This is a genomic window from Ruegeria sp. AH12, from assembly GCF_056541465.1.
Map to the genome: position 1 here is coordinate 1 of NZ_JBQFYL010000024.1, position 21,587 is coordinate 21,587.

The window sequence follows — 21,587 nt, forward strand, 5'->3', positions numbered from 1 at the left end:
CGCTCAGCCAGAAAAGGTCAGACATGTCACCACTCGTTTTTCGAACGATGAATCATGCCGAAAAGCGGAAATCAATGGGTCCTGACCCTAGAAGAGATCATGCATAGCCGAACTCGTCTGCTACAGCGTCGGAGACCGCCCGGGTTTCGGGGTCGTGAACCACGCCGCGCGTGACTGGCGAGGTCTCGATTTTGACTTCTGCACCTTCCAGACGCGCAAGCACGCGGGTGGCGCCGCCCCCACCTCCTTTTATTCTTTGAGCCTTCGCTCCCCTGATACCCGCTTCGATCGACTTAGCGATACGATCCATGGCTTCGTTGATCTCGGCGAGGCTCTGTTCACGCTCTTTGATCCGCAGATATGTCAGGTCGATATCAACCGAGAGTCGCGGTAGATCGCGATAGAAGAGGTTGATTGCTGTCCCGCCCTTGAGCGCGAATATCTCTTCCTTCGCGACGTAAGGCAATACACGCACGAGAAGGGCGACCTGGGATTCATAGTTCCTACGCGCCAATTTCCGCCGCTGTCGTGACGAACTCTTCGGGTACCATGATGCGATATCGCGGATGTATCCGGCCACCTTTGACCAATGCTCGATCCCCCGTCCCGAGGTTGAAGGCGTCAGCATCAAGTCGTTTGCGCCAGGGATGATTGTGTCGATCCGCAACAACGAAGAAGAGGCGCTTGACCTTTATTTTCTTGCAGCTCAGCAAAAGTGCCGAGAGCAACTTAGGTCTTAGCGTCGTCAAGCTCTCGAACACCATGTCGAGGTTGTGAAAACTTTCATGGCCCGGCAATTCGTCAATGGCTTCCATGACCGCCCGCTCGGGGGTCGACATGCGCAGCTGCCAGTCCCACAGGAGGGAATTTTGAGATTTTAGGTCGTCATTTGTAACACCAAGTGCCGGGTCCGCGAACAGCGACGTATTGCGCGTTTCTATAGGCGCATTGAGTGGCAGCTTCGTGAGCCAGTTGGGTATTTTGTAGCCATAGATCCAGACGGGGGCATTATTGCCCAAACGCAGGTAGTGGTCGTAGCCCTGTTGTGAGAGAGCGGTTTTGCCTCCGACATGAATATTATAGCCCATGATATGTTGCATCGAGATCAGGCAGGCCTTCCAGTCAATGGTGTTTGATGCGGGCGGATTGGGAACAGGTCGGCGAAAAACGCCGCGGTGAACGCGTTCGAGCCAGCCCCGTTTTACATAGTCGCGAAAAGTTTCGTAGGCTATGCCGTGGGCGGTGAGCCAGTTGGCATCGACGAGATATCCCGCGGGCACCGAGTCGAGAACTTTCTTCAGATTTTGCGATCTTACAGCGTTCATGACACCCTAAATCATATAATTTCAAAGAGAAGGCAAGAGGAACTCTTTGAGAAGTACATAGTTAAAGCGTCTATAGCGCTGAAAATAACACATTATTAAAAAAATAGCGTCGCGCGGAAACACATCGGAATACCCGGGATAAATGGAAGATTCCGGCGCCAAGGGCGGAAAGCGGTAGTTCGCTGCACCTGCCACAAACAACGGCTCGAACGAACAAGCGGACATTCGTCGCAAATTATCTAAGCAAGAAATGGATATCCTGAAGAGGCTTGCATCAGGGCTGATCCCAACCTTCATCACCCGCCCGACAGGCCTCTCTGCCAGATTGGTGCATGCTCTGACATACTCGATTGACACCAAGCTCAGGTGCAGGGCAACTGAACAAGCAGTGGCGCGCGCCGTGAGTACGGGCATTCTCAACTGGACCAATTTCTTTGCGGACCCGGTTGCTGAACTTGCAGATGCTGAAAGACAGATCCTTTGCGGCGGGATCGCGCGTTGGTCCGGAAGATCACTCGAGTTGATCACATTCGAGGAAGGCCGAACGGTGCGGTACCTCGATAGCTTTCAGACAGTTCAGGTCCAGGATTTGACAATTGAGTTCGACCTTGACCTCAATGAGGTCGTTGACACACTAGGAAACAGCCGCGATCAGCAGGTGTGCATCAGATATTTCAAAGAACGCACCGTCTGCACCCGCCGCACTTGCGTTCCCCACCAATCCACTTATGAAAGTGCCGTTAATTGACCTAAGGGAAAGCTTGCGATGCGCATGCGCGATACGTTCATCAAACCGATGCACCCAGAAGGTATTCGATTTGTCGCAATCTTTGCCGCTGTAACGGTCGGGCTGTTTCTCTTGTCAGGCATTTTGGGTTGGATTGGTGTCGGCCTAACAATCTGGTGTTACTATTTTTTTCGCGACCCGGAACGTGTGCCCCCCATAGGAGAAGGTTTGATCGTCAGTCCAGCGGACGGGGTGGTTTCTCTGATCGAGCAGGCGGTACCGCCGAGTGAACTTGGGATGCCCGACACGCCTCTGACCCGTGTCAGTGTGTTCATGAGCGTCTTTAACTGTCATGTGAACCGAACGCCGGTTGAGGGTGAGATAACCGCCGTTGCCTATCGCCCCGGCAAGTTTTTGAACGCGTCCCTGGACAAGGCCAGCGCCGACAACGAACGCAACGGTCTGCGTATTCATATGAGGAACGGTCAGAATCTGGCTGTTGTGCAAATTGCCGGTCTGGTGGCCAGGCGGATCGTCTGCTTCGTGAAGCCGGGAGATACACTTCAAACCGGAGAACGGTTTGGGTTGATCCGTTTCGGTTCTCGGCTGGATGTCTATCTTCCAGAAGGCGTGGACCCCCAGGTGCGTGTCGGGCAAACGATGATTGCCGGTGAAACCATCATTGCCAGTTTGCCCGCGCCTGAAGAAAATAGGTAGCTTGATCAGTGGAAAAGCCATCTAAACAAGAAGAGACCGGGTTTGCGCTGATCCATTTGTTACCCAATGCGCTGACCATAACGGCTGTTTGCGCGGGCCTGTCAGCAATCAGATTTGGCGTTCAGGGCAACTATGTGCTTTCGGTTCAACTCATTATCGCGGCCTGTGTGCTGGACGGATTGGACGGACGCATTGCACGCTTACTCAACAGTGACAGCAAAATAGGCGCAGAGCTCGATTCACTGGCGGATTTTTTGAACTTCGGAGTGGCCCCGCCGCTCGTTCTCTATTTCTGGGCCTTGCAGGACATACGCAGTGCGGCATGGCTTGCAGTTCTGTTCTTTGCGGTGTGTTGCGTCATGCGCCTAGCCCGATTCAATGTGGGCAGTAAATCTGAATCCTGTGATCATGATAGCGCTTACTTCGAGGGGATCCCGGCCCCTGCAGGAGCGCTGCTGGTCATGTTGCCAATGTATCTGTCTTTCGCTTTTGCGAACGCACCACTGCTGCCTAGTATAGCGATTTGCCTCTACATGGTGATCATCGGTCTTCTGCTCATCAGTCGAATTCCAACATGGTCATTTAAAACCACGCGGATCTCACGCGAGAACGCAAAGTTTTTTCTCATCGGGGTTGCTGTTGTTGGCGCCGCGCTGCTGACCTTTGCCTGGGCCACACTGATCGCGCTTTGTGTCGGGTATGTAGGAATGGTTGCTTGGGCGTGGCTTGACAGGGAAACACCTTCTAACCGTTAAGGATATGATATGGACATCAAGGCCGTTCAAACCTCCTACGCTCGCTGGGCACCCGTTTATGACAAGACGTTTGGGGCCATCACCAACACCGGTCGGCGGCACGCGGTGGAGTATATCAACAGACGCCCAGGAAAGGTATTGGAGGTTGGTGTAGGAACCGGCCTGTCCCTTGAACACTATACACCCGAGACGCGGGTTACTGGTATCGATTTCAGCGAAGAAATGTTACAAAAGGCCCGCGACAAAGTAAGAGATTTGTCGCTAAACCATGTCGCAGAGCTAAGGCAAATGGATGCCCGAACGCTCGATTTTCCGGACAACAGTTTTGATAAGATTGCAGCAATGCATGTGCTGTCTGTGGTTCCAGAACCGGAAAGGGTGATGGCAGAAATTGCGAGGGTCTGTAAACCAGGTGGAAAAGTGGTGATCACAAACCATTTCCAACGAGAGCGGGGGGTGCTCGCCTCGCTTGAACGCATCTTTGCCCCGCTGGCGAATACAATCGGTTGGCATTCTGATTTCGAGATTGGCACAATATTGCAAGAGGGTGCATTGACCGTCGAAGAACAAAAGCCACTTCCGCCGTTGGGGATGATGACTTTTCTGGTTTTGAGAAAATCAGCGGTTGTTTAACGGACTTGATAAAGAACTTGGAGCGGCAACAACAAGGGAACTGAGCAACATCGTACCGCGATTTATGTTAAGTCTGCGGGTTTCAGATCAAGCGCGTAAGCTGCAGGTCCGCCCCTACGACCACCAACTCCATGGCACGATGCAGACAACTCAAGGAATGCCATACGACCCGATTTCGCGGTATCCGAAGAGCACCCCATTCCTGCTAGTGGTAAGGGCAATATTACTCGTTTCACAAAACTATCCCGGGCTTGTTGTACAATGATTGGCGTACATTGATCGCGGATTTTTTGCATTGTCAGTGGTCAATGCAGAAAAGCAGCATTTTGGTTTTGGTGACCTGTTTTTGAAGTGTCAAAATGGGCTAGGGAACTAGTACCGCTGCCCCCTGCAATCGACCCGCGCGCAAGTCAGCCAGCGCTTTGTTGGCATCTTTCAAATCATAGACTTGTGTCCGGGTCTTGATATCAGCTTTTTCGACAATGGCGAAAAACTCTTCGCCATCTCGCCGGGTGAGGTTTGCGACAGACAGAATATAGCGTTCGCCCCACAGATCACTGTAGGGGAAGGTTGGAATGTCGCTCATGTGAATACCGCCGCAAACGACACGCCCACCCTTTCGCACAGCGCGTAAAGCTGTTGGCACAAGTGACCCTACTGGTGCAAAAATGATCGCGGCGTCCAACTCCACTGGCGGCTGTTCATCGGAACCGCTGGCCCACGTCGCCCCCAGATCACGGGCAAAGGCCTGTGCCTCGATATCGCCTGGCCGGGTAAGTGCGTAAACGCTGCGGCCCTGCCAGATCGCAAGTTGCGCGAGGATATGCGCGGCCGCTCCAAATCCATAAAACCCGATGTCCTTTGCGTCTTCTGCCATTCGCAGACAGCGAAATCCAATAAGCCCAGCGCACAATAATGGCGCGAGCGCAACCGGGTCAGCTGTTTCCGGCAGCGCAAAGACATATCGCGTATCGGCCAGGCACGCTTCGGCGAAACCCCCGTTTCGCGTATATCCTGTAAAGACTGGTGCATCGCAGAGGTTTTCCTGTTCATTTTGGCAGTACCGACACTGTCCACACGTGGATCCCAGCCAAGGTACGCCGACCCGCTGTCCGGTCTTTAAACCGGTAACGGAACCACCTTTTTCCAGGATCCGTCCGACAACTTCATGCCCCGGAACCAACGGAAGTTTGGGGTGTTTCAGGTCCCCATCCATCACGTGCAGATCAGTCCGACAGACACCACAGGCTTCAATCTTGATCAGAATTTCATGCTCGCCTGGAGGCGGGATATCGATGTCTTCAGGATGAAGTGAGCAACTATGACCCCTTAAAACCATTGCAAGTGTCATGATACTGTTCCTTGTAAGGGACGGTTCGGTCACATTCGAAAGTCCCCATGTTTCGAATTACTTAGAAACCAGGCTATTACCGATCCACACAAGCACTGACGTGGAACCACGTCTCGGACCAAGGTTATTGTAGCACGCGGCGATGAGAGCTTGGCTTGATCCAACGCAAGGCCCTCGGCCCGGTCGCCCGATAGACTCACCGTCGAACTCAACAAAATCGCGCCGAATTCATGAAGAAGTACTCATTTGTTTATCTGGCACTGGTTGCACTCGTGATCGCAGGTACGCTCCTGTATTCCATTGTCTCAAACAGCAATGACCAATTGTCGGATGGATTCGTTCAAGGAAATGGGCGGATTGAAGCAGAGCAGGTAGAGATCGCGCCCACTATTGCTGGTCGTGTCGAGAATGTCCTCGCGGCTGAAGGCGCCATGGTTGCCATTGGTGATGTCCTGGCAGAGATGGATATAGATGAGCTATCCGCTGCGCTGGATCGGGCCAAGGCAGAGGTCGCTCTTGCGCTTCAAACGCGGGCAGAGGCAGAGGCGCTGGTTTTGCAACGGCAAAGTGAGCAACGCCGTGCCGCCCAAGAACTCGAACGCGCAAAAGCACTCCTGACGGGGCAAAACATCTCTGAAACCGTTTTTGAAGAACGCGAAACCATCCATCAAGTTGCCACCGCAGTTTTGGGTGCCGCCAAGGCACGCGTTGCAACCGCGGAAAGTAGGATTGCCGCCGCTGAGGCGGAAGTACGCCGAATCGAAGCACAGATTGAAGACAGTTCTTTGCTGGCACCGATGCCTGGACGTGTTCTCTATCGACTGGCCGAGCCCGGCGAGGTCGTTGGTGCCGGCGAACCTATCCTGACACTTCTCAGCCTTGAGAATGTATATATGGAAGTTTTTCTTCCCGCGCGCGAAGCCGGGCTTCTGCCCATTGGCGCCGAGGCTCGCATCGTGCTCGATGCTTTGCCGGAATATGCGATACCTGCCTATGTCAGCTTTGTCTCTCCCGAGGCGCAGTTCACACCCAAACAGGTCGAGACTCTGGATGAACGCGAGCAACTGGTCTTTCGTGTCCGCGTCCGAATCCCTGAGGACTTGGTTGAAAGCCGGATCGAACATGTAAAAACAGGTCTTCGCGGTGTCGCCGTAATCCGGATCGATAGTGGCAGCGCCTGGCCTGAGGCGCTCGAGCAACCAATCCCAGAAGAGTTATTCGAATGAGCTCTGCTGCCACCGAGCCGACATTCCGCATCGCCGGGGTCACGCATAGGTACGGAAAACTCATCGCGTTGGACACGGTATCGCTGGATCTTCCGACAGGGAAGCTAATTGGCTTCATCGGCCCAGATGGCGTCGGCAAATCCACTTTGCTTGGCTTGATTACCGGGGCAAAGAAACTGCAGTCTGGATCTATCAATGTACTTGGTGGTGCGATTGATGAGCCCGCTCATCGTCGACGTATATGTCCCGCGATCGCATTCATGCCGCAAGGTTTGGGTCGGAACCTCTACTCAGAACTGTCGGTACGCGAAAACTTGGAATTCTTCTCGGGCCTATTCAGCCAGGGACACGATGAACGTGATATACGGATCGCCGCGTTGCTATCGGCGACGGGGCTTGCGCCTTTTGAGGATCGCTTGATGGGCAAACTCTCGGGCGGGATGAAACAGAAGCTGGGCCTGTGCTGCGCATTGATTCATGACCCCAAGCTCCTGGTTCTGGATGAACCGACAACCGGGGTCGATCCGTTGTCACGTCAACAGTTCTGGGCATTGATTAGCGCGATCCGAGCGGAAAACCCTAAGCTCTCTGTTCTGGTTTCAACGGCCTATATGGAGGAGGCCGAAGGCTTTGACCAAATCATTGCCATGGACGCAGGTCGCGTCATCTTTCAGGGCAAACCCGCCGAATTGAAGCGCAACTACAAGGATTTCGAAACCGCGTACCGACGCTTGCGGGCCAACGAGGCGTCTGGTTCAGCGCCGGATCACACAATCGTTCGACAGATCGAAACGGATCCGGTGATCACTGCTCGCGGGCTGACACGGCGCTTTGGCGATTTCACCGCCGTGAACAGTGTCGACTTTTCAATCAATCGCGGAGAGATTTTCGGGTTTCTGGGATCAAACGGCTGCGGCAAATCTACAACAATGAAAATGCTGACCGGTTTGCTGCCTGCCAGCTCAGGTGAAGCATTGCTGTTCGGCAAACCCGTTGACGCCCGGGATCGAAAAGTGCGCAGCGATATTGGGTATATGAGCCAGGCTTTTTCATTATACGGCGAATTGTCTGTTCACCAGAATCTGCAGCTGCATGCCCGCATTTTTGCGATCCGTGACCGTGACGCGCGTATTTCAGAGTTGACGGAACGCTTCGGACTGGCCGCACATCGTGATACTTTGGCGGCCAATTTGCCCCTTGGGATCAAACAGCGCCTATCTCTGGCTGTTGCAATCATCCATCGCCCGCGCGTGCTGATTTTGGATGAGCCGACCTCCGGAGTGGACCCCGAAGCACGAGATACGTTTTGGGCATTGCTCGTTGAATTGTCGCGAAAAGACGCGGTAACGATCTTTGTCTCCACCCACTTTATGGCAGAGGCAGAACGATGTGACCGGGTTTCGTTCATGCATGCAGGCCAGGTCTTGGCCGAAGGCGCACCAGCCGAACTGATCGCCGCCGAAGGTGCAGACAGCCTTGAGGAGGCCTTCATCTCAATTCTAGAGGCGGCGGAAAAACCAGCGCCGGTTGCAGCGCCGAAAGTTGATGTAGCGACCAGCTCCAAACATGTGGGCGGGAGTGTCGGGCGTGCACTGGCTTATACACGACGCGAGGCCGTCGAAGTGGCGCGCGATCCTGTTCGCCTTGCCTTTGCGTTTCTAGGGTCTGCCATTTTGATGTTAGTTTTCTGCTTTGGCATTACGCTGGACATTGAAGAACTGGATTTTGCGGTCCTGGACCTTTCTCAGGGTCCTGAAAGCCGGGCCTATGCGACTGAGTTCGCGGGGTCGTCCTACTTCAAACCCACGCCCCCTTTGAACAACGCTGTGGAAGGGCGCAACCGGCTAAAGGCCGGAGACGTTTCACTGGTCATAGAGTTGCCACCAGACTTTGGCCGTAAGCTGCGCACAGGAGAGCTGACACAGGTCCTCGCGACAGTCGATGGTGCCATTCCGTTCAAGGGCGAGACGGTTGAAGGATATGTCACGGGGCTGCATCAGACCTTTCTGGATGAATACGCCCGTAACACCGGCCAACGTGACTTCGAGATTGCCCGGATTGAACCACGATTTCGCTACAATCAGAGTTTTGAGAGCATTGCAGCAATGGCCCCGGCCATGCCGGCGATTCTGCTTATCATGTTGCCGGCCGTCTTGACAGCGGTCAGCGTCGCGCGTGAACGCGAGCTGGGATCTGTGGTGAACTTCTACGTAACGCCGACGACTCGCCTCGAATTCCTGATCGGTAAGCAAATCCCCTACATTGTAATTGCTTTCGCGAACTTTCTGCTTCTGGCAGCGATGACCATCTTCGTCTTCGGCGTGCCGCTCAAAGGTGACCCCATTGCGCTGGCTGTTGGTGCGTTTTTATATGTCTGGGCAACGACATCCTACGGATTGCTGATTGCCACAATGACATCCAGTCAGGTAGCGGCAACATTTGCGACAGCCATCGCTTCGGTTGTGCCGACCATCCAGTTCTCAGGCCTGTTGCAACCTGTTTCCACATTGGAAGGGGGCGCGCAGCTCATCGGTTCGCTCTGGCCGTCTTCTTACTTTCTGCATTTGAACGTCGGCGCGTTCACCAAAGGATTGGGTTGGGAATCTCTTGCACCCGACATTCTGGCGCTTGCCTGTTTCGGACCGATACTGACACTAATCGCCGCCCTTTGCCTCCGTGCGCAGGAGAAGTGAGTGCAACGCCTCTATTGCATATTCTGGCTAGGGCTTAAGGAAATAATGAGCCTGCGCCGCGATTGGGTGATGATGGCCTTGCTGGTCTGGTCGTTCACGCTGGCTCCGATCATGGAGGCAACAGGCGTTGCAAGCTCGGTGAACAATGCCTCGATCGCATTTGCAGATGAGGACAACTCTCCATTGTCGCGCACCCTTGCCACCGCGTTTTTCCCGCCGGAGTTTCAACCGGTCGTGCAAATTGAACCGGGGACTGGCCCAAAGCATATGGATGCCGGGCGGTTTATCTTTATTGTCGCCATTCCGCCGGGGTTCGAAAGAGACCTGCGTGCCAGGCGCACGCCAGAGATTCAGGTTCTGATAGACGCCACGGCCATGGAGCAGGCAGGTATCGGCGCCAACTACATCACCAATATTCTGAGCGCCGAGATCCATCGCTTTGCAATAGGGGTCGATCTAGTGGATCCCCCTTCAATCAATGTCATACTAAGAAGCGCCTTCAACCAAAACAGAGATACAGTGCGTTTTGCAGGCATTGTTGCACTGATCGGTCAGATCATGTGGCTCACGACCATCCTGACGGGTGCCGCCATGATCCGGGAGAGAGAGCACGGAACAATTGAGCATCTGCTGGCCATGCCTCTGACCCCGCTCGACATCGCGATGGCCAAGATCTGGGCCAATGCCGCCGTTGTCTTGATCGCTGCCGGGCTATCGTTGATTTTCGTAATGCAGGGCTCGCTGGATATTCAAATTGCCGGATCAAAAACACTGTTTCTTTGTGGAACGGCGCTGTTTCTGTTTACAGCCACAGCGCTTGGGGTCTTTTTGGCTACGATTGCATGCTCGATGGCACAGTTTGCGCTCCTGGTCATGCTGATTGTCCTGCCAATGCTTATGCTGTCCGGAGGGGAAACACCTGTCGAAGGGCAACCAGCCTGGCTGCAAACCGGAACGCTGTTTCTGCCGTCGCGCCACTATATGTCAGCCAGCCAAGCAATCGTTTTCAAAGGTGCTGGTGTTGAAACGGTCTGGCCGGAATTCGTTTGGATGACTGTGTTGGGTTTGGCATTGTTAATGACAAGCCTGTTTATGTTCCGAAGGTCGGTCGCTCGGATGAGCTGATATGAACCGGTCGCATATGCCGTCCTCAGGCATATTGGTAACGACAGCGCGCAAATACTTCGCGAATTTGATCTCGGTTAATGTGAATGCGCCTGAGGGCATGGTAAAATTGGCTCATTGTCTTCTTTCTAGGGAGAGTTCAAATGCCCACAAAATCAGTCAAATCCGAGACACAGGAAGCCCTGATCGACGTGTTGAAATCCATGCGTGGCGTGATGTCCATGAACCCGGTGGTTGCACCGCAGATCGAACAGTTTTGGAAAGCGCAGGACCATCTGCTGAGCGAGGCGGAAGAATACTCCCGTCTCTGGTTCAAACGCCGCCACGAAGCTGCACGCACTGCGCTGCAAACAGCCCGGGAAACCACGACTGGCGACAGTCCAGATCCGGCCAAAACGATGCAGGCCGTCGCCGAATGGCAACGTCATTCCATGGAACGAATGGTGGAAGATGCACGTGAGTGGTTCGACATGGTGTCACGCTGTGCAAAACACGTAAGCGAAACAGAGGCAGACGCCATCGGCGAAAGCATGGAAGCTGCCTTCAAGGCTGCGGGCAAATCCAAAAGCTAAAACCGATCAAACCCGTTTGACGAAGCCCGTCTTTTACAGGCTGGTGCCATGTGACCTTGCACGTGTCGCTGGCCAACCAGAGTGACCACTATTGCGATAGCGCACTGGCAGTTTTGAGTGTTTCTCCACACGTGATTGAACATGCAAAGCAGCGACCTGGCATTCAGGTCTGATGAATGTAAGTGCCCGGCGCTTTAGGCAGTTTTTCGACGCCCTTTCGTTTCCCACCCATCGGCGGGGGCGCAGTTTCACCTGACGAAAGGCTTTTTATCCAATCCGCCATCGCGGGCCACCAGGACCCTTGTCTTATTTCCGTCGCTTCCAGCCAATCATCTGGTGAGGTATACAGCGCGTCCGCCGGTCTGTGGCCCTGACGATAGTGGCGATGCTTGTGCCCCGGCTCGCTCAGGATACCGCCATTGTGACCGCCATTGGTCAGCACGAAGGTCAGATCCCCGTCAGTAAAAAGCCGTATCTTATAAACTGAGCGCCATGGAGCAATGTGATCCGATTCCGTTCCGACCACAAACATGGGAACGCGTATGTCCTTAAGCGCGACAACCCGTCCTTCGACGGCGAACCGTCCGGCGCTCAGTCGGTTTTCCAAGAACAGTCCGCGCAGATACTCGGAATGCATCCGTGCGGGCATCCGGGTTGTATCATTGTTCCAGACGGTCAGATCTGTTGGAAGATCGTCTTCACCCAAAAAATAGCGCCGCACTGCCCGCGCATAGATCAGGTCTTCGGCGCGGATAGTTGTAAAAGTCCGGGACATCTGGGGGCGGTCCAAACATCCCTGCAACCACATCAGGTCTTCGACAAAAGCGACTTGGCTGTCGTCGATAAACAGCAAAAGCTCACCGGCCTCGGCAAAATCAACCTGCGCTGCCATGAGTGTGATGCTGGCAAGCCGGTCATCGCCATCACGTTGCATCACCGCAGCTGCAATCGCCAGAAGTGTACCGCCAAGGCAATATCCATTGGCGTGTATCTTTTGGCCCGGCACAGTCTTTTCGACGGCGTCGATCGCGGCCATAACGCCGTTCAGGCGATAATCCTCAAGGCTGAGATCAGCCTGATCAGCCGTCGGATTGACCCAGGACATCATGAACACGGTAAAGCCTTGCTCGACCAGGTAACGCACCATGGAGTTTTCCGGAGAAAGGTCGAGCACATAGTACTTCATGATCCAGGCAGGTATAAAAAGGATAGGTTCCGCCTGTACGCTCTTGGTGCGTGGCGTGTATTGAATCAGCTCGAACAGATCGTTTCGAAAAACGACCCTGCCGGGAGTCGCCGCAAGGTCTTTGCCGACTTTATAACCCTGAGGGGCAGGTTCGTGTTGTTGCGTTATGGTATGGGCAACATCTTCAAGGAAATGAGTACTGCCCTCTATCAAATTGCGACCACCTGTCTGGAAGGTGCGGTTGATGATTTCCGGGTTTGACCACGGGAAATTAGACGGGGAGATAAGATCAAGGGCCTGGCGGATCTGAAACTGAGCTCGTTCCGCGTCGCGCGGCGCGATGCCCGGCATTTCGTCCGTTGCTGCCTGCCACCAGTCCTGTGCGCTCAGAAAAGCTTGCTGCCATAGAGAAAATGGCACCTTCTGCCAGCCGGGTGCACTGAAGCGGTGGTCTTGCTTGCGTGGCTGAAACGGCGGAGCAGCTTTTGCTCCAATCGCCATCTCGCAGGCATAAACCCAGAGTTTTGCGGTATCGCGCGCGGCGCGCTCTGTCAGTTCAAGCTGGCGCCCGGGGGAACGACCCAGATGCAGGGCCCAATCCATCCAAGTGGCCATAATCGAATGCGGCGATACACCGGCGGTGGCACGGGCAAGCGCCGCACGCGTAGCGCGGTCAAGTTTCTCATAGGGGTGTCGGGCGTTATTCTGCCCAGTGTCTGCCGCAGGAATCTTGCCTTTAGCATTCAGCTTGTTAGGAGATACTTCTGTCATCTGGGTTCTCCAGTCTGGGCAAAGTTCTATGAAGCTGCGATCCTAAACCTTCGCGGCCACCAGACCCGGAGCGACCAGGCAACCGCCCTTCTTCATTGGAGATATTTGTTGCCGCCGCACGGAGGCTCCGCCCCCTCCTGCAGTAGCAGCAAGCGTTTGGCAAACCGCATTGCTATGCATCTTTCTCTATTTCGGCAGCATAAAGAACTCTTCCAGCACAATCTTGCCTTCCTCAACGGAATAAATGGCAATCTCGCTAAGAGTCATGCTTTGTCCCGTGTCTTTCTGCACGACTTCGGCATTGAAACGCACCCCAAAGCGATTGGGGGGATGAACATAGGGGCCGTCGGCATGAAGTTCCAAGATTTCATGCGTTTTCAGCCAGTCTTCTCGCTTCGCCTTGATGGCGTCCCGTCCCTTTGCAATCCGAAACTGCCGTACCGGAGGCACAACCGCCTCTACGGATTGAGCGTTTTCAGCGTACATCGCGTCAACGCTTGTTAAGCCTTTGCGATCACGCATCGACTGAACAAATGCCCGGCCTATTTCAACTAGCGCTTCCATGAGAGACCTCCTGTTATGTTGATGACTGTACCTCTGTGCGCTGTGTTCAACCTTGACGAAGATCAAAAATGGAACCGCCCTGATCCTCTGATTGTACGGCCTGCGCGCCCCATTCACGCGATGGAACCGAAGGATGCCTTTGGAGCCGGAACGTCACCGCATTGCGACACAACGCACGCAATGCGAATTGCACAATGGAAGCTTAATAACGTGCGCACATTATTCTCGCATCGTTGATTTGAACCATATCAAATACGGCCAAGGCAGGACCACGTACAAAGGAATCGCTTAACCATCAGTCTGTCGTGACGGAGCGACTACGCCATCGCCGCGAAGGCGTATCAATCCCAAGTTCACTGCGGCAACGACATCGCTGAGACGTGTCTTAAACGGAGTTTGAAATGCCAGAACGCCTTAAAGTTCTGCCTGAAGCATCTGGGGCCCTGTCGCACACGCAAGAAAGTGCTGATGTGCTAAAGGACCTGCAAACAACGTCCACCGGACTTACATCAGAACAAGCCAAACTGCGTCTTGAGAAATTCGGACGCAACGAGCCGCCGCCGTCAAAAAGGAAAAATGTGATCCTGCGGTTCCTGGCACATTTCCACAACGTTCTGATCTACGTGCTTATCGGGTCAGCAGCTATAACCTTTTTACTGGGGCATCTGGTGGACACTGTCGTCATTCTTGCCGTTATTCTGGCCAATGCCTGCATCGGGTTCGTGCAGGAGGGTCGGGCTGAAAAGGCAATGGATGCGATCCATCAGATGCTTGCCCCAAAGGCTGCAGTCTTACGTGATGGGCGGCGGATCACAATCAATGGTGCCGAAGTTGTTCCCGGCGACATCGTTCTACTCGAAGCCGGTGACAAGCCCCCTGCCGATATGCGCCTGATCGAAGCGCATGGCATGAAGGCACAAGAATCTATTCTGACAGGCGAGTCCGTCGCCGTTGACAAAGAAGACATAGCAACTGACGCAGACGCACCACTTGGCGACCAGAGTGGCATGGTGTTTGGCGGCACTTTGATAACGGCCGGCCAGGGACGCGGCGTCGTAACAGCAACAGGCGGACGGACCGAGACCGGGCGCATTAGCCGGATGATCTCTGAGGTCGAGACACTCACAACGCCGCTGGTACGCCAAATGGATACCTTTGCGCGCTGGCTCACACTTTTCATACTGGCCGTGGCCGCGACCCTTATGGCTTTCGGCTATTTCGTGGCTGACTACAGTTTCATTGATTTGTTCATGGCGGTCATTGGTCTATCGGTTGCGGCAATTCCCGAGGGGCTTCCTGCGGTCCTGACCATCACGCTGGCGATCGGCGTGCAGTCCATGGCACGCCGCAATGCCATTGTCCGGCGCCTTCCCGCAATCGAGACGATTGGCTCGGTCTCGGTCATCTGTACAGACAAGACCGGCACCCTGACCCGCAACGAAATGGTGGTGACCAATGTTGCTGTTGGAAGTCACTGCTTTGACATTCATGGCGACGGCTATGATCCCGCCGGTGCTATTGTGGGCGATGGTTCGGAGCCGATACAGACACTGCCGCCGACCCTGCGGGATTTGGCAACCGTCGCGGTCTGCTGCAACGACGCGACGCTTGAACAACGATCCGGTGTTTGGGATGTAAACGGCGACCCGATGGAGGGTGCGCTTCTGTCCTTCGCCGCAAAGGTCCTAGGCCCATTGGGCGGGGCGCGGGCATCTTGGAACCGCTGCGATGTTCTACCCTTCGATGCGCAACGGCGTTTTATGGCGACGCTGGATCAGAGTGAGACCGGAGCACGTAAGGTCTTTGTCAAAGGCGCGCCCGAGACGCTGCTGTCTCTTTGCGAAACGCAGCTCGACGCCGATGGCAGCGCGCAGCCAATTGACCACGAAACATGGTCCGCGATCGAAGATCGCTTTGCCTCGGCAGGGTGCCGGGTATTGGCGTTCGCCTTCCGTCCTGCACACGAAGGTGAGACATGTCTAACGCCGCAGGACTTTTCGGATGATCTGGTCTTCCTGGGTCTTGTTGGCCTAATCGATCCACCTCGTAAAGAAGCGAAACATGCCATTGCCGCCTGTCAGAACGCAGGAATTGCAGTCAAAATGATAACTGGTGATCACGCCGGTACAGCCGCAGCAATAGGTCAGAATATCGGTCTGGTTCACGCCCATAACACTCTGAGCGGTGCACAGATCGATAAGATGGACGACACCGCATTGTCCGTGGCAGTTCTGCATACTGATATCTTTGCGCGCACAAACCCTGAGCACAAATTGCGCCTAGTCCATGCGCTGCAGGCGCAAGGCCTGACGGTTGCCATGACGGGCGATGGCGTCAACGACGCACCAGCACTGAAACGCGCTGATGTTGGTATTGCCATGGGCAGAAAAGGATCCGAAGCCGCGAAGGAAGCCGCCGACGTCGTTCTCGCTGATGATAACTTTGCAACGATCGCTGCAGCGGTACGCGAAGGTCGCACGGTGTTTGACAACATAAAAAAGGTAATCAGTTGGCTGCTGCCTACGAGCGGAGGTGAAGCACTGGTTGTCATCGTCGCACTTTTGCTGGGACTTACACTACCCGTTTCGCCAATACAGATACTGTGGATCAATCTCATAACTGCCGTAACACTTGGCATTGCACTCGCTTTTGAGCCGACCGAAGAAAGCACAATGCTTCGACCGCCCCGGCCACGAGATGCACCGATCCTGGGCGGCGAGTTGGTCTGGCATATCATGCTTGTTTCCGGTCTGTTTTTGGCCGGGGTCTTCAGCATTTTTACCTATGCCGAAAAGCAGGGCTATTCGCTGGAGCTGGCGCAAACGCTGGCGCTAAACACATTGGTAGTAATGGAAATTTTCCACCTTTTCTTTGTACGCAACATCTATGGCACCTCTCTGACTTGGAAGGCAATCCGAGGCACGCCCATCGTTTGGGCATGTGTGGTCACCGTCTCCGCAGCTCAACTCGCTGCAACTTACGTGCCGGGTTTTCAGAATGTACTGGGGACCGCTGCCGTCAGTCTCCAAGATGGCCTCCTCATTATTGGCTTGGGTATTGCGCTGTTTGTCCTGCTTGAGTTGGAGAAACAACTCGCCCTCACCTTGGGGGCGCGGCATCAGAAGATGTTCAGTCATCGGGCTCGCTAGGGTCAGGATGCATTGATTTTGGCAGCGCTGGGTGATTGACTGCTCCAAAAACGGAGCGATTTCATGAACGACCTTTATTGGCTGACAGACGAGCAGATGGCCAAGCTTTCCCCTTTCTTCCCGAAGTCGCACGGCAAGCCACGGGTCGACGATAGAAGGGTACTGAGCGGGATTATCTTTATCAATCGCAATGGGTTGCATTGGCGAGATGCGCCCAAGGAATACGGGCCTCACAAGACGCTATACAGCCGGTGGAAGCGTTGGAGCGAGAAAGGCATCTTCGCACGAATGATGGCTGGTCTGGCCGCTGAGCACGGTGAAAAGAAAACGGTCATGATCGACGCCACATATCTAAAAGCCCATCGTACGGCGTCCGGCTTGGGCGTCAAAAAGGGGGGCGTGGCCGCCTGATTGGCAGAACCAAAGGCGGTATGAATACAAAGCTGCACGCTATCTGTGATAGCGAAGGTCGCCCGCTCAACCTGTTCGTCACTGCCGGGCAAGTCAGCGATTACATCGGTCTGCTCAGCAGCATACCAAACGTGGATTGGCTGCTCGGGGATCGCGGCTATGACGCCGACTGGCTTCGAGATGCATTGAAAGACAAGGGCATACGCGCCTGCTTCCCCGGTCGAAAGCAACGCAAGACGCCGGTCAAATACGACAAACGCCGATACAAACGGCGTAACCGGATTAAGATCATGTTTGGCAGGCTTAAGGATTGGAGGCGCGCGGCAACACGCTACGACCGTTGTCCCAAGGTCTTCCTATCAGCCATCGCACTCGCGGCAACCGTCATATACTGGTTATGAATCCTGACCCTAGCTCGCCGATACAAAGCTATCACCATTGCCGGTCAAAACTTAGCAACAGATCCGCATCGAGGTCGCCAACATGATCCGGAGGCGGTAGTTCCCCAGCAATACGACGTCTGGCTTCCAGCTATTCGCCGAGATCACAGGATAGGTGTATTCAGTAAATCGCTGACTTTGACCGTCCCAAATGCTTGCGACACATCCCAGAGGCCATATCGGAAACGGAATGGTTAGGTACAGGGATATTGAAAAACACTGAGATCTGTAAGTCTCCATGCTGCCCAAAGGGGGCTGTCCAGGATCAGTTACGCATCTGCCCCGACATAATTGACCAGCAATCCGAACAGTTCATTTTGTGATGAGATGCTCAGTTTTTTGTATAGCGTCCGACGGTGGACTTTGACCGTTAGGCCAGAAATCCCAAGCTTCAAACCGATGGCTCGGCTGGAATGACCCTGAACAATCAAGGCGGCAACCTCGGCCTCGCGCATAGAGATATTTGTATGACGTGCTTGGGCCATGGCGTGAAACCTGCGATCCAACGGCTGCGCTTCCACGACGTCGTCTGCGGGCTGATTGATCAGAATTTGCCTTAGCTTTGGGGCCAGGACTTTTGCGAACTGCCCAAACCTGACAACGTCGTTGGTGCGAAACCGCCGCTGCCCTTGGTTGCGCCCCATCGAAAGGTGAACGGCGGTATCATTGTCGATCCGCGCGACAAACCCCAGTTCGTCTACCATATTTGTGTCCCCAAAGTAGTTGGTGAAATACTCGCTTGATTCAAACCGGTCCGGCGCGATCTCTCTTAGCAAGCAGGCCTCCCAATCTTGGACTTGAAAAGCGCGGTGAAAAAACGGGTCCACCATAAAGCCCAATTTCTCATACCGCTTATCAAAGAGCTGGCGCAGGGTCTTGTCAGGGATCCAGCGAAACAGAACCTTGGGAAGGCGCGTACGATGAAAATGGATCGCAAGTAAGCTTTTGGCGTGGAACGCCTGGCTGAGAAACGGAGTGATCGCGCGATCAAAACTGTCCACGCTACCCGCAACCGCGACGTCTCCCAGAAAATCATACTCATCCATTCTCCGCCCTTTTCGCCGCTAAAACACCACCAAATCTGCCATCTTATCCCTCAAAATACCACTCTGGTGGTATTGGTCGAGGGTTTCCGTGTCACTTAACGTTGAAATCAACAACGCAAACAAAAAACGCGAGATTTTGGGAGGGGCGGTATGACATCCGCAATTGGCCTGACTGGGCTGCAAAAAACATACCCGGGGTCACCCCCGGTGCGGGCGCTGCGAAATGCCGACCTTACGATCAACGACAATGAGTTCTTTACGCTTCTAGGCCCATCGGGCTGTGGCAAAACCACGCTTTTGCGTCTTATGGCGGGGTTCGAGGTGCCGACCGCAGGTGAACTCACATTGTTCGGAGATGACATCGCGCATCTGCCACCGGAAAAACGTCCAATCAACACGGTGTTTCAGCATTATTCACTGTTCCCGCACATGTCCGTTCTGGACAATGTTGCCTTTGGCCTGAAGCGTTTGCGCAAATCAGATGTCGAGGCTAAGCGTGTGGCCCAAGAGATGCTCGATCTGGTGCATCTGTCTGAGTTCAGTGCGCGCAAACCGGACCAGTTGTCCGGTGGGCAACAGCAACGTGTGGCGCTGGCCCGTGCACTGGCCCCACATCCACGCGTTTTGCTTTTGGATGAACCACTTTCTGCACTCGACCTCAAGTTGCGGCAATCGATGCGGGCAGAGTTGAAGCGTCTTCAGAAAGAAACCGGGATCACTTTTGTGTTTGTCACCCACGATCAGGAAGAGGCATTGGCGATGAGCGACCGGATCGCGGTAATGTCGCAGGGGGAAATTCAGCAGGTTGGCGATCCGGCGACCATTTATGAATTTCCAAGGAACCGCTTTGTCGCAGAGTTCATCGGCGACGCAGATTTCTTTGACGCCGAGGCGCTAGGGGGAACCGGGTATAAACTGGCCAACGGAGAGACCCTTATTGGACCTGAGACCGAGGCAGGTATAGGCAGCAAGGTAACGCTGTTTTTTCGCCCCGAGAAAGCAACCCTCAAGCGCAAAGGAAAAGGGTTGTCCGGGCAGGTGGCGGACATTCTCTATCTCGGAAACAGCACCGACTACGTCGTGGAATTGGCACAAGGCGGTTCACTGACCGTTCGGTCCGAAAATCACAAGGATGGAACCGCCATCGCCGACGTGGGGTCCGATGTGGTGGTCGACATCGACCCGGCCGCCGTGCGGGTGCTGACAACATGACACGTCTGGTGGAAACAATTCGGTCACACGCGGCGCTGATCCCGGCCACAGCGATGATTGGCCTGTTCATGATCGTGCCGATCCTGATCATTCTGGTCTACTCGTTTCTTGCTCCGGGGGATTACGGCGGGGTAAAGCCCGAATTTTCGGCCGATGCGTATCAACGCCTATTGTTCCAGCGGGACTTGTTTGACCAATTGGTCTTTGATCCGGCCTATCTGAAAATCGCATTTCGGTCCGTCTGGGTTGCGATCGTCTCGGTCGTTGGTTGTCTGGTTCTGGGCTTTCCCGTCGCCTATTACATCGCCTGCCAACCTGAAGAGCGCCGTAATATCTTTCTTCTGCTCATTACCATCCCATTCTGGACCAACCTGTTGATCCGCACCTATTGCTGGATCCTTGTGCTGCGTGACACCGGGCTGATCAATGGCGGGTTGATGAAGCTGGGGCTGATCGATGCGCCGCTGACCCTTCTGTACACCGAAGGCGCGATCGCTTTGGGGCTGATCTATACCTATGTGCCGTTTATGGTTCTGCCAATCTATGCCGCGCTTGAACGTTTGGATCGGCGCTTGATCGAAGCGGCACGTGATCTGTATTCGAACCGCTGGGTAGCGTTGCGCCACGTGGTGATCCCGCTGGCGATGCCAGGGATCATCGCAGGATCTATCCTTGTCTTTATTCCTGCCTTGGGTGCATTTATCGCGCCTGACCTTCTGGGCGGTGGCAAGAACCTGATGCTGGGTTCTTTGGTACAGCTGCAATTCTCGTCCGCCCGCAACTGGCCGTTCGGATCGGCGCTCGCGATGGTAATCATGGCGATGGTTCTGATCTGCCTTTACGCCTATGCCCGCAGCTCCAAAAAGAATGGTGGGGGGATGGTTCATTGAACCAGAAACACGATATTCGCTGGCTGCCCGGTTTCAATTGGGTCACGCTGTCTTTCTTTCTGTTCCTATATCTGCCGCTGATCATCCTTGTGGTGTTTTCTTTCAACGCATCACGTTCTGCCACGGTCTGGAGCGGGTTTTCGTTGGAATGGTACGTTAAAGCCTTTGCCAATGATGACATTCAGCGTGCCACAAAAAACAGCCTGATCATCGCAGTATGCGCAACTTTCAATGCCACAATCTTGGCGACAATGGCGGCGCTGTCGCTATCGCGAAATCGGGCCGTGAAAAACAAGCACCTGTTCGGCGGGGTATTGATCCTGCCGTTGATGGTGCCCGAAATCGTAACGGCCGTTGCCACGCTGACCTTTTTCTCGGCAATTGGTCTGTCGCTTGGACTGGGCAACATCATCATTGCGCATTCGGTGTTCTGCATCCCCTTTGCCTATCTGCCAATTCGCGCGCGGCTGGATGGGATGGATGAGAATCTGGAAGCCGCTGCGCAGGATCTATACTCCAACAAATGGGACACGCTGCGCCTGATCACACTGCCCATCCTCATGCCGGGCATCGTGTCTGGGGCCATGCTCGCCTTCATCATTTCTCTGGATGATTTCATCATCACACTGATGGTCGCTGAGGCCGGGTCCACCACCTTGCCAATCTATATCTACAGCCTCGTGCGTGTGGGGATCACACCAGAGGTCAACGCCATCTCGACCGTTCTTTTGGGGATTTCGGTCCTCATCGTCACCGCGTCCTATCTGGTCGGAAAAAAGAAATAGGGGCGCGAT

18 protein-coding genes and 1 pseudogene are annotated in these 21,587 nt (G+C 54.4%); 13 read left to right on the top strand and 6 right to left on the bottom strand.

Annotated elements, in window-relative coordinates; translation table 11 throughout:
• Positions 1-100 precede the first annotated feature (100 nt).
• Together ACR0EL_RS20625 and ACR0EL_RS20630 are read right to left on the bottom strand one after the other, a co-directional pair.
• Positions 101-514, bottom strand: a pseudogene (locus ACR0EL_RS20625) (nucleotidyl transferase AbiEii/AbiGii toxin family protein); the annotation flags it as partial.
• On the bottom strand, positions 504-1,325 hold the full coding sequence (locus tag ACR0EL_RS20630; protein ID WP_480501958.1) for a type IV toxin-antitoxin system AbiEi family antitoxin domain-containing protein: 822 nt from the start codon (positions 1,323-1,325) through the stop codon (positions 504-506). The pseudogene ACR0EL_RS20625 and the gene ACR0EL_RS20630, both read right to left, overlap by 11 nt.
• 250 nt (positions 1,326-1,575) lie before the next feature.
• Between ACR0EL_RS20630 and ACR0EL_RS20635 the strand changes: the two genes are divergently transcribed.
• The 4 genes from ACR0EL_RS20635 to ACR0EL_RS20650 are packed head-to-tail and all read left to right on the top strand — an operon-like array spanning position 1,576 to position 4,157.
• A complete protein-coding gene (locus ACR0EL_RS20635) occupies positions 1,576-2,073 on the top strand; it encodes a hypothetical protein (protein ID WP_480501960.1) in 498 nt (165 codons plus the stop codon).
• 18 nt (positions 2,074-2,091) lie between these two features.
• Positions 2,092-2,769, top strand: coding sequence for a phosphatidylserine decarboxylase (locus tag ACR0EL_RS20640; protein WP_353011087.1), 678 nt, complete (start codon positions 2,092-2,094; stop codon positions 2,767-2,769).
• An 8-nt stretch (positions 2,770-2,777) separates the two neighbouring features.
• A complete protein-coding gene (pssA, locus tag ACR0EL_RS20645) occupies positions 2,778-3,524 on the top strand; it encodes a CDP-diacylglycerol--serine O-phosphatidyltransferase (protein WP_480501962.1) in 747 nt (248 codons plus the stop codon).
• Positions 3,525-3,533: 9 nt separating this feature from the next.
• The gene (locus ACR0EL_RS20650) at positions 3,534-4,157 is read left to right on the top strand and encodes a class I SAM-dependent methyltransferase (RefSeq protein WP_480501964.1); all 624 of its coding nucleotides are present in this window, start codon (positions 3,534-3,536) and stop codon (positions 4,155-4,157) included.
• 364 nt (positions 4,158-4,521) lie between these two features.
• On the opposite strand, the gene ACR0EL_RS20655 is transcribed toward ACR0EL_RS20650, so the two are convergent.
• Complete coding sequence (locus ACR0EL_RS20655; protein WP_480501966.1) at positions 4,522-5,508, bottom strand: zinc-dependent alcohol dehydrogenase family protein; 987 nt, start codon at positions 5,506-5,508, stop codon at positions 4,522-4,524.
• Positions 5,509-5,738: 230 nt separating this feature from the next.
• Here ACR0EL_RS20655 and ACR0EL_RS20660 point away from each other — a divergent pair, with 230 nt between their 5' ends.
• From ACR0EL_RS20660 to ACR0EL_RS20675, 4 genes are all read left to right on the top strand, one after another.
• Positions 5,739-6,734: an HlyD family secretion protein gene (locus tag ACR0EL_RS20660; RefSeq protein ID WP_480501968.1), complete on the top strand. Its 996-nt coding sequence runs from the start codon at positions 5,739-5,741 to the stop codon at positions 6,732-6,734.
• The gene (gene rbbA / locus ACR0EL_RS20665) at positions 6,731-9,427 is read left to right on the top strand and encodes a ribosome-associated ATPase/putative transporter RbbA (protein WP_480501970.1); all 2,697 of its coding nucleotides are present in this window, start codon (positions 6,731-6,733) and stop codon (positions 9,425-9,427) included. Before ACR0EL_RS20660 ends, rbbA begins: the two co-directional genes overlap by 4 nt.
• The gene (locus ACR0EL_RS20670) at positions 9,428-10,552 is read left to right on the top strand and encodes an ABC transporter permease (protein WP_480501972.1); all 1,125 of its coding nucleotides are present in this window, start codon (positions 9,428-9,430) and stop codon (positions 10,550-10,552) included. It abuts the gene before it with no gap.
• A gap of 143 nt (positions 10,553-10,695) precedes the next feature.
• Complete coding sequence (locus ACR0EL_RS20675) at positions 10,696-11,124, top strand: phasin family protein (protein WP_480501974.1); 429 nt, start codon at positions 10,696-10,698, stop codon at positions 11,122-11,124.
• Positions 11,125-11,287: 163 nt separating this feature from the next.
• Here ACR0EL_RS20675 and ACR0EL_RS20680 read toward each other — a convergent pair whose 3' ends face one another.
• Positions 11,288-13,081: a PHA/PHB synthase family protein gene (locus ACR0EL_RS20680; RefSeq protein WP_480501976.1), complete on the bottom strand. Its 1,794-nt coding sequence runs from the start codon at positions 13,079-13,081 to the stop codon at positions 11,288-11,290.
• 186 nt (positions 13,082-13,267) lie between these two features.
• The gene (locus ACR0EL_RS20685; RefSeq protein ID WP_480501978.1) at positions 13,268-13,645 is read right to left on the bottom strand and encodes a SnoaL-like domain-containing protein; all 378 of its coding nucleotides are present in this window, start codon (positions 13,643-13,645) and stop codon (positions 13,268-13,270) included.
• A 401-nt stretch (positions 13,646-14,046) separates the two neighbouring features.
• Between ACR0EL_RS20685 and ACR0EL_RS20690 the strand changes: the two genes are divergently transcribed.
• Both ACR0EL_RS20690 and ACR0EL_RS20695 read left to right on the top strand, forming a co-directional pair.
• On the top strand, positions 14,047-16,794 hold the full coding sequence (locus ACR0EL_RS20690) for a cation-transporting P-type ATPase (protein WP_480501980.1): 2,748 nt from the start codon (positions 14,047-14,049) through the stop codon (positions 16,792-16,794).
• 63 nt (positions 16,795-16,857) lie between these two features.
• A protein-coding gene (locus ACR0EL_RS20695; RefSeq protein ID WP_480501982.1) for an IS5 family transposase occupies positions 16,858-17,606 on the top strand; the annotation gives its coding sequence in 2 pieces (ribosomal slippage) (positions 16,858-17,179 and positions 17,179-17,606; 750 coding nt in all).
• A gap of 308 nt (positions 17,607-17,914) precedes the next feature.
• On the opposite strand, the gene ACR0EL_RS20700 is transcribed toward ACR0EL_RS20695, so the two are convergent.
• Positions 17,915-18,691 carry a helix-turn-helix transcriptional regulator gene (locus tag ACR0EL_RS20700; protein ID WP_480501984.1) on the bottom strand — a complete coding sequence of 259 codons (777 nt, stop codon included), beginning with the start codon at positions 18,689-18,691 and terminating at the stop codon, positions 17,915-17,917.
• Positions 18,692-18,841: 150 nt separating this feature from the next.
• Between ACR0EL_RS20700 and ACR0EL_RS20705 the strand changes: the two genes are divergently transcribed.
• Genes ACR0EL_RS20705 through ACR0EL_RS20715 form a run of 3 tightly spaced genes read left to right on the top strand, consistent with a single transcriptional unit; the run spans position 18,842 to position 21,578 of the window.
• Entirely contained in the window at positions 18,842-19,903 is a 1,062-nt protein-coding gene (locus ACR0EL_RS20705) for an ABC transporter ATP-binding protein (RefSeq protein ID WP_480501987.1), read from the top strand.
• Positions 19,900-20,793, top strand: coding sequence for an ABC transporter permease (locus ACR0EL_RS20710; protein WP_353011053.1), 894 nt, complete (start codon positions 19,900-19,902; stop codon positions 20,791-20,793). Before ACR0EL_RS20705 ends, ACR0EL_RS20710 begins: the two co-directional genes overlap by 4 nt.
• Positions 20,790-21,578 carry an ABC transporter permease gene (locus ACR0EL_RS20715; protein ID WP_480501990.1) on the top strand — a complete coding sequence of 263 codons (789 nt, stop codon included), beginning with the start codon at positions 20,790-20,792 and terminating at the stop codon, positions 21,576-21,578. The genes ACR0EL_RS20710 and ACR0EL_RS20715 overlap by 4 nt, the downstream gene beginning before the upstream one ends.
• The last annotated feature ends 9 nt before the right edge of the window (positions 21,579-21,587 follow it).